Annotated in this window: 8 protein-coding genes and 1 pseudogene; 4 read left to right on the forward strand and 5 right to left on the reverse strand. The window is 69.5% G+C overall.

Annotation, left to right across the window (positions count from 1 at the left end; genetic code table 11):
• The coding region (locus AC1D01_RS14410) for a hypothetical protein (RefSeq protein ID WP_477867308.1) at nt 1-498 on the forward strand (498 nt) is incomplete at its 5' end.
• Here the strand turns inward: AC1D01_RS14410 and AC1D01_RS14415 are convergent.
• From AC1D01_RS14415 to AC1D01_RS14435, 5 genes are all read right to left on the reverse strand, one after another.
• Complete coding sequence (locus AC1D01_RS14415; RefSeq protein WP_477867310.1) at nt 492-1,574, reverse strand: AI-2E family transporter; 1,083 nt, start codon at nt 1,572-1,574, stop codon at nt 492-494. The genes AC1D01_RS14410 and AC1D01_RS14415 overlap by 7 nt on opposite strands.
• A gap of 301 nt (nt 1,575-1,875) precedes the next feature.
• Nucleotides 1,876-2,250 carry a hypothetical protein gene (locus AC1D01_RS14420; RefSeq protein ID WP_477867312.1) on the reverse strand — a complete coding sequence of 125 codons (375 nt, stop codon included), beginning with the start codon at nt 2,248-2,250 and terminating at the stop codon, nt 1,876-1,878.
• A 5-nt stretch (nt 2,251-2,255) separates the two neighbouring features.
• The gene (locus AC1D01_RS14425) at nt 2,256-2,477 is read right to left on the reverse strand and encodes a hypothetical protein (protein WP_477867314.1); all 222 of its coding nucleotides are present in this window, start codon (nt 2,475-2,477) and stop codon (nt 2,256-2,258) included.
• A gap of 87 nt (nt 2,478-2,564) precedes the next feature.
• Nucleotides 2,565-3,230: an oxygenase MpaB family protein gene (locus AC1D01_RS14430; RefSeq protein WP_477867316.1), complete on the reverse strand. Its 666-nt coding sequence runs from the start codon at nt 3,228-3,230 to the stop codon at nt 2,565-2,567.
• Entirely contained in the window at nt 3,230-3,706 is a 477-nt protein-coding gene (locus AC1D01_RS14435) for an Lrp/AsnC family transcriptional regulator (protein ID WP_047507213.1), read from the reverse strand. The genes AC1D01_RS14430 and AC1D01_RS14435 overlap by 1 nt, the downstream gene beginning before the upstream one ends.
• Before the next feature lie 115 nt (nt 3,707-3,821).
• Here AC1D01_RS14435 and AC1D01_RS14440 point away from each other — a divergent pair, with 115 nt between their 5' ends.
• The 3 genes and pseudogenes from AC1D01_RS14440 (at nt 3,822) to AC1D01_RS14450 (ending at nt 7,411) form a co-directional block, all read left to right on the forward strand.
• Nucleotides 3,822-5,003, forward strand: coding sequence for a M20 aminoacylase family protein (locus tag AC1D01_RS14440; RefSeq protein ID WP_477867318.1), 1,182 nt, complete (start codon nt 3,822-3,824; stop codon nt 5,001-5,003).
• Nucleotides 5,003-6,139 (forward strand): annotated as a pseudogene (locus AC1D01_RS14445) (diaminopropionate ammonia-lyase); the annotation flags it as partial. The gene AC1D01_RS14440 and the pseudogene AC1D01_RS14445, both read left to right, overlap by 1 nt.
• 18 nt (nt 6,140-6,157) lie before the next feature.
• Complete coding sequence (locus AC1D01_RS14450; protein WP_477867320.1) at nt 6,158-7,411, forward strand: Zn-dependent hydrolase; 1,254 nt, start codon at nt 6,158-6,160, stop codon at nt 7,409-7,411.
• The last annotated feature ends 37 nt before the right edge of the window (nt 7,412-7,448 follow it).

A 7,448-nucleotide genomic window follows, 5' to 3' on the forward strand; every position in this document is an offset into this window, starting at 1 on the left:
CCGCTCGGCCGCATCACCTCGTCGTACGTGCTGCAGGCCTACAGCGACACGTATGGCGACGTGAAGTTCGACGCCTACGCACGCGGCTGGCCGGCGCTGGTGGCGCGCGACATCGCGTCACGCTGCATCGCGGGCGGCAAGGCGGCGTTCACCGCGCTCGAGGCAGTGGCGGCCGGGGGCAGCATCTTCTCCACGCCGCCCACGGGTGGCGCGCTGGGCCAGCGGCTGGCCGAGAACACGCCGCTCGGGCCGTGGGTGCAGCCGGTGCTGGTGGCGCAAGGGTTGGCGGATGAGGTGGTGCTGCCCGAGCTGCAGTCGCGCTTCGTCACAGCGCGCTGCCAGGCGGGGCGGGTGATCGACCACCGGCGGTATGCGGAGCGGGATCACCTGTCGCTGGTCGCGGCCGATTCGCCGCTGGTGAAGGATTTGATGGCGTGGACGCAGGCCCGGTTCGATGGCACGGCACCGACCCCCGCCTGCCGCAGCACCGATCAGTGAGCCGGCAGCCGCCTGCGCCACACCTCCAGCAACGCCACGCCCATCGCCAGCGCCAGCGGCCCGATCACCAGCCCCGTCGCCCCGAACGCCACCAGGCCCCCGACGATCGCGATGAACGCCGGCAGCGTGTGCAGCCGCAGCTGACGGCCGATCAGCACCGGGTACAGCAGGTTGTCGACCAGCGCGACGACGATCGATCCCCACAGCGCCAGGATCAGCGCCTTCTCCCAGCTGCCTTCCAGCAGCAGCAGCCCCGCCGCCGGGATCCACACGATGGCCGCGCCCAGCACCGGCAGCATCGAAAGCACGAACATCACCAGCCCCCACAGCACCGGCGCCGGCAGCCCGAGCCACCAGAACATCAGCCCGCCCAGCAGCCCCTGCGCGGCCGCCATCAGCACCGTGCCCAGCACGCTGGCACGCACCACCTCGGCCACGCGCTTGAAGATGCGGCTCGTCTCGCGGCCTGTCAGCGGCAGGATCGATCGCAGCCAGCGCAGCGCCAGGTCGCGGTCGCGCAGCAGGTAGAACAGCGCGAAGAAGGTCACCAGCAGCTGCACGCTGCCCCACAGCGATCCGGTCAGGAAGCCCTGCAGCCGCGGTGCCAGCTGCTTGGCCATCTCGTCGCTCGAAGGCATCTGCTTCGTCGCCCAGGCCACGGCGCGCGCCAGCGTGGGCCTGTCGCGCACCAGCTCGTCGATGCGCTGGCGCACTTCGTCCGAACGCAGGTGCTCCCAGCCCTCGCGCGCCTTGTCCACCACCACCGGCGCCACGGCCGCCGCCGGCACCAGCAGCACGGCAGCCAGCAAGGCCGTCGTCAGGCCGGCGCTCAGGTTCGGGCGGCTCTCCATGCGCCGGGCAATGCGCCGGTGCAGGCCGTTCGCGACGATCGCCAGCGCCACCGCCCACACCAGCGCCGACATGAAGGGCTCGGTCATGCGCCAGCACAGCAGCAGCACGATCAGCGTGATGACGGCCAGCGCGAAGACCGAGACGCGGTTGCGGGTCAGGCCGGCTCGGGGTGGCGCGTCGGCGGGATGCTCGGGGGTGTCGTTGTCGGGATCGGGACGGTCCATTCAGGGGCGCGGGCAATCGGTGTTCCTGCCAGCCCCATGAGCAGCCTCGTGTTCGCTGCCCTGCGCAGCGTCGGCGAGCAACACGTCACGCCGGAACGCATCGAGCACTGCGCAAGACCTTGTCCGCCGCGGATCGAGCTCGGTTGCTGAAAGACCTGCCGCTCGCTCCCGCGTGGATGCATCCGCATCTGCGGTTCATCACTACTCAATGACTCGAAGGCAACTGCTCAGTAAGCCAACGTGCAATGTGCGTTGATTCCGTCATAGATCAACACGCCACGATCCAAGACGTTACGCCCGATCACGCCGTCATAAGGAAGGCCGTCAAAGGGCTTGTTGCTCCGACTGGTATCAGCAGAGGATCGTGCACCCAGAACGGCAAAGTCGCGTTCGGTCCCGACATGATCTTCAACTCAAGGTCGAACACCGGCACACGATTGAGGCTGCCCATGGACTGGCTCAGATGAAAGGTGAGAGGGGCAAGGTTCCAAGCCGCATCGATATGCCGACAGTCAACGCAAGAGTTTTCTGCGCCTGTATCCAGCAGCATGCGGATGCGAGCTTCCACAGGTGGATTGAGCAAGCTCGCGGTCGCAAGACGATGGCGCGAGCTGGGCAACAGCGCAACGTGGACAATCGCCCCGAGTGTCGACTTCGGGAACGCGGTGGCAGGCATGCAGACTATGTGCGCTGGATGAGCTCCAGATCGCTGCGAAGCACTTCCTTGACCAGAAAGTCACTCGCGCCGAAGCGTTCATATCCCGCCGTGATGGCTGCGTCTTCCGACTCCAGCACGTCGACGATTTCGGCTTGGCGGATCAACGCGTACTTCCCCTCATCGTTTTGAAGAAGGCGGGGAAGTTGTTGCTCATAAGCAAGCACATTTCGCTCGAACAGTGTCATCGTTTCTCCTGGTGGGGCAGGTACCGGCATTTTGCGTTGCGTTCCATGGCATGGCAACAAGGCCGGGGCCGCAGGCCCGTGCCATCTTCACGACACAGCTCGCGCCATCCACCGCACCCACCCCCTCGCCTCCCCCAACCCCAACACCTCCCGCACCCCCGGCTCCATCGTCGCCAGCATCCCCTGCCGGAACGCCCAGCGCGTGCCGAAGGGCACCGTCAGCTTCACCACATCCCGCAGGCACAGGCGCGCCAGGCGTTCGCCTTCGGGCGTGCGCGCCATGCAGCGCGCCTCGTACTCGCGCTGCAGCTGCTGCCACTGCGGCAGCGTCTCGGGCAGGTCGCTCATCCCCATCTCCAGCCCCACGCGCTGCCAGAAACCCAGCAGCAGCGCCGTCTCGTGCGCCTCCAGCTTCACCCGTGCATRCCGGTCGTTCCAGCGCAGCGGCTCCAGGAAGAACGTCGCCAGCACATAGCGGTAGTCGCTCGCATCCGCCGGCACGTGGCGGTGCACATCTCGCAGCCGCTGCACCGCCGCCTGCCCCGCTTCGCTGTCGAAGCCATGGCAGATCAGCTCGCGCAGCGTCTGCCGCGTGCGCGCCAGCCGCGCCTGCGTCTGCGACACCAGCTGCGCATGCCCGTACAGCGTGGTCACCAGGTGCGCGATGCCCATCATGCGGATCAGCGCCAGGTAGGTGCCGATGCGAAACGTCAGCCGGTGCCGACCGTAGTACAGCGCCTCGATCCCCGTCATCAAGCCCCGGCCTCCCCCGGCTCGGCCAGCGCGATCCGCGTCTCGAACTTCGAACAGTTCATCGCGAAGGTGCTCTTGAAATTCCGCACGTTGTTGTTCGACGAGAACACCTCGCGCGTGAACGCGTGGTACCGCTCCATCGACGCCGAGTTCACGATCAGCAAGAAGTCGAACTCGCCCGACACCTCGTAGCAGGCCATCACGTCGTCCTCGGCGGCCATCTTCTTCTCGAAGTTGCGCAGCAGCGCATCGTTCTGCTTGTCGAGCTCGACCGAGACGAACACCGTCAGCGGCCGCCCCACGCGCTGCCGGTCGACGATCGCCACCTGCTTCATCAGCACGCCCGAGGCCTTGAGCTGCGCAATGCGCCGCTGGCACGTGGCCGGCGAGCTGTGCACCCGCTCGGCCAGCGTGCGCATCGGCAGCGATGCATCGTCTTGCAGCAGGTTCAGGATCTGGGTGTCGAGTCGGTCCATTCACCCATTCTCGGCCAGCAAAACGGGACAAACGCATCACGCCACGCTGAATCGCGGTGAATCCGCTCACGCGCTGCTGCCGACAATGCAGCATCCGCCTCGCCCGGAGCCCGCGATGTCCATCCCGTCAGCCACCGAGTTCGAAGCCCAGTTGCAAAGCTGGCGCCACCACCTGCACCGCCACCCCGAGACCGGCTTCAACGAGCGCCGCACCGCCGACCACGTGGCCCGCGTGCTCGAGCTGCTGGGCATCGAGGTGCACCGCTCCATCGGCGGCACCGGCGTCGTCGGCACGCTGACGGTCGGCCGCGGCACCGGCGCGATCGGCCTGCGCGCCGACATGGATGCCCTCGCCCTCACCGAAGCCGCCGAGGGCCGCGCCCACGCCTCGCTGAACCCCGGCTGCATGCACGCCTGCGGGCACGACGGCCACATGGCGATGCTGCTCGGTGCGGCGCAGTTGCTGGCCCAGCGGCGGGATTTCGACGGCACGGTGCGCTTCATCTTCCAGCCCGCCGAAGAGCACGGCCGCGGCGCGGCGGCGATGATGGCCGACGGCCTGTTCGAGCGCTTCCCCATCGACGAGATCTACGGCGCGCACAACATGCCCGGCCTGCCGGTCGGCCACATCGCCACGCGCGTGGGCGGCATCATGGCCAGCGAAGACAACTTCGTGATCCGCATCACCGGCCGCGGCGGCCACGCGGCGCGCCCGCACATGGCCGTCGACCCGCTGGTGATCGGCGCCGAGATCGTGCTGGCGCTGCAGACCATCGTCGCGCGCTCGGTCGATCCGGGGCTGCCGGCCGTCGTCTCGTGCACTGAGTTCGTCACCGACGGCATCCGCAATGCGCTGCCGACGCACGTCACGATCAAGGGCGACACGCGCAGCTATGCGCCCGAGGTGCAGGCTCTTCTCGCACGGCGCATGCGCGAGCTGTGCGAGGGCATCTGCAGCGCCCACGGCGCACGCTGCGAGGTCGACTACACGCACGAGTTCGCGCCGACGGTGAACTGGGCGCAATGCGTGCCGGTGGCCGTGGCCGCCGCTGTGGAGGTGGTGGGCGCGGACCGCGTCGACGACCAGGTCGCGCCGATGATGATCTCGGAAGACTTCGGCGCCTTCCTGCGCGTCGTGCCCGGCGCCTTCGTCTTCATCGGCAACGGCGATGGCGACAGCCCCGGCGCCGTGCCGCTGCACAACGCGCGCTACGACTTCAACGACGCGCTGCTGCCGATCGGCGCGCGCTTCTTCGCGGAAATCATTCGCCAGCGGCTGCCGCGGCGGGAGGCCTGATGCTGTTCCTCAACCCACGGGCCGAACGCCGGCCGTATGACGACGCGCTGCGGGCGATCCTGAATATCAAGTCAGGGCGCGAGGGCCGGCGCTGGCTGCGCGCCTGGTCGCTGTTGAACGAAGGCGCCACGCCGCTGTGGCCGCTACCGCGGTTGGCCGCGCAACTGGGCATCGCCCACCTCGCGGTGAAGGATGAATCGACGCGCTCGCCGCTCGGCAGCTTCAAGGCGCTGGGCGCACCGCTCGCGCTGCTGCGCTTGATCCTGCGGCGTTGGCCCGATCGCGGCTGGCAAGCGGCCGACCTGCTGGCCGGGAAGCATGCCGAGGCGCTGCGCGAGCTGGTCGTCATCAGCGCCACCGACGGCAACCACGGCCGCGCGCTCGCGGCCGCCGCGCAAAGCATCGGCTGCCGCTGCGTGATCGTGCTGCACGCCCACGTCAGCGCCGAACGCGAGGCGCCGATCGCCGCGTTCCGCGCCGAGATCGTGCGCATCGCCGGCGACTACGACGCCTCGGTGCGCGAGGCCGCACGGCTGGCCGCGGCGAACGGCTGGACAGTCGTCTCCGACACCTCGTACGACGGCTACGAAGAGATCCCGCGCGACGTGATGCAGGGCTACGGCAGCATCGCCGACGAGGTGCTGGAAACAGGGGGGCCGCCATTCACGCACGTCATCGTGCAAGGCGGCGTCGGCGGGCTGGCCGCGGGCATCGTCAGCCACTTCTGGGAGCGCTTCGGCGCGCAGCGGCCGGTGTTCATCGTCGTCGAGCCCGAGCAGGCCGATTGCCTGCTGCAGAGCGCACGCAGCGGGCAGCCGGCGCGCGCCAGTGGCTCGGTCGATTCGGTGATGGCGGGGCTGGCGTGTGGCGAGACCTCGCCGCTCGCGTGGCGCTTCCTGCAGCCGGCCGTCGATGCCTTCATCACGGTGAGCGACGACGCGGCCGTGCAGGCGATGCGCACGCTCGCCGAAGGCAGTGCCGGCGATGTGCCGGTGCTCGCCGGCGAATCGGGCGCGGCCGGGCTGGCGGGCTTGATCGCCGCGGCCGGTCAGCTGGGTCTCGACGCGAACGCCCGCGTGCTGCTGCTGAACACCGAAGGCTCGACGGCGCCGGGTGTGTACGCGTCGCTCACCGGCCGCTCGGCGGGCACGGTGCTGGCCGCGCAAGCCGCCTGGCGCTCGAACGACGGCATCGACGAGGCCGCGCTGATCGAGCGCATCGAGCAGCACGCGCGCATCGGCGCGATCGACGGCGGCGGCGTCTGCCGCATCGCGCTGACCGATGCCGACCGCGCAGGCCGCAAGCAGCTGGTGCGCTGGATGCAGGAAGCCGGGCTCGAGGTGCACGTCGACCAGATCGGCAACCTGTTCGGTGTCCGCGCCGGCACGCACGACCTGACACCGGTGATGACCGGCTCGCACATCGACACCGTCGCCACCGGCGGCCGCTACGACGGCATCTACGGCGTGATGGCGGGGCTGGAGGTGGTGCACTGGCTCGACGCGCACGGCATCCGCACGCGCCGCCCGCTGGTGGTGGCCGCCTTCACCAACGAGGAGGGCGTGCGCTTCATGCCCGACATGATGGGCTCGCTGGTGCATGCCGGCGGGCTGCCGCTGCAGCAGGCGCTCGACACGATCGGCACCGATGGCGCGCGCCTCGGCGACGAGCTGCAACGCATCGGCTTCGCCGGCGCGATGCGCTGCGGCACGCTGCGCCCGCATGCCTTCGTCGAGCTGCACATCGAGCAGGGGCCGGTGCTGGAGGCCGAAGGCATCGCGATCGGCGCGGTGCACGACCTGCAAGGCATCTCGTGGCAGTCGATCGCGATCCAGGGCCAGTCGAACCATGCCGGCACCACGCCGATGCACCTGCGACGCGACGCCGGCCACTGCGCGGCGGCGATCGCCGTCTTCGTGCGCGAGCTGGCGCTGCGCTTCGGCGGCTCGCAGGTCGGCACCGTCGGCGCGATCGAGTTGCACCCGAACCTGATCAACGTGATCGCATCGCGCGCCACGCTGACGGTTGACCTGCGCAACACCGACGAAGCCACGCTGCAACGCGCCGAGTCCGAGCTCGCCGGCTTCATGCAGCGGCTGGCGGCCGAACAGGGTGTGGCGATCACCGCGCGTTCGCTGGCCCGCTTCGAGCCGGTGCGCTTCGACGAGCACCTGGTGGGCCTCATCGAGCACGCCGCCGCGGCCCGCGGGCTCACGCAGCGGCGCATCACCTCGGGCGCCGGGCACGACGCGCAGATGATCGCGCGCATCGCGCCGTCGGCGATGATCTTCGTGCCCAGCCGCGGCGGCATCAGCCACAACCCGCGCGAGTTCACCGCACCCGGGCAGCTGCGCGACGGCGCGAACGTGCTGCTGGATGTGCTGCGGGCGCTGGCCGATGAGGCCTGACCCGCGCCAATCCGTTCGCCCTGAGCCTGTCGAAGGG

It is taken from the genome of Rhizobacter sp. P3_B12 (assembly GCF_056402895.1).

Coding starts and splice junctions, on each gene's coding strand:
- AC1D01_RS14420 (WP_477867312.1), bottom strand. CDS start 2,250: ATGCCTGCCACCGCGTTCCCGAAGTCGACACTCGGGGCGATTGTCCAC.
- AC1D01_RS14435 (WP_047507213.1), bottom strand. CDS start 3,706: ATGGACCGACTCGACACCCAGATCCTGAACCTGCTGCAAGACGATGCA.
- AC1D01_RS14440 (WP_477867318.1), top strand. CDS start 3,822: ATGTCCATCCCGTCAGCCACCGAGTTCGAAGCCCAGTTGCAAAGCTGG.
- AC1D01_RS14415 (WP_477867310.1), bottom strand. CDS start 1,574: ATGGACCGTCCCGATCCCGACAACGACACCCCCGAGCATCCCGCCGAC.
- AC1D01_RS14425 (WP_477867314.1), bottom strand. CDS start 2,477: ATGACACTGTTCGAGCGAAATGTGCTTGCTTATGAGCAACAACTTCCC.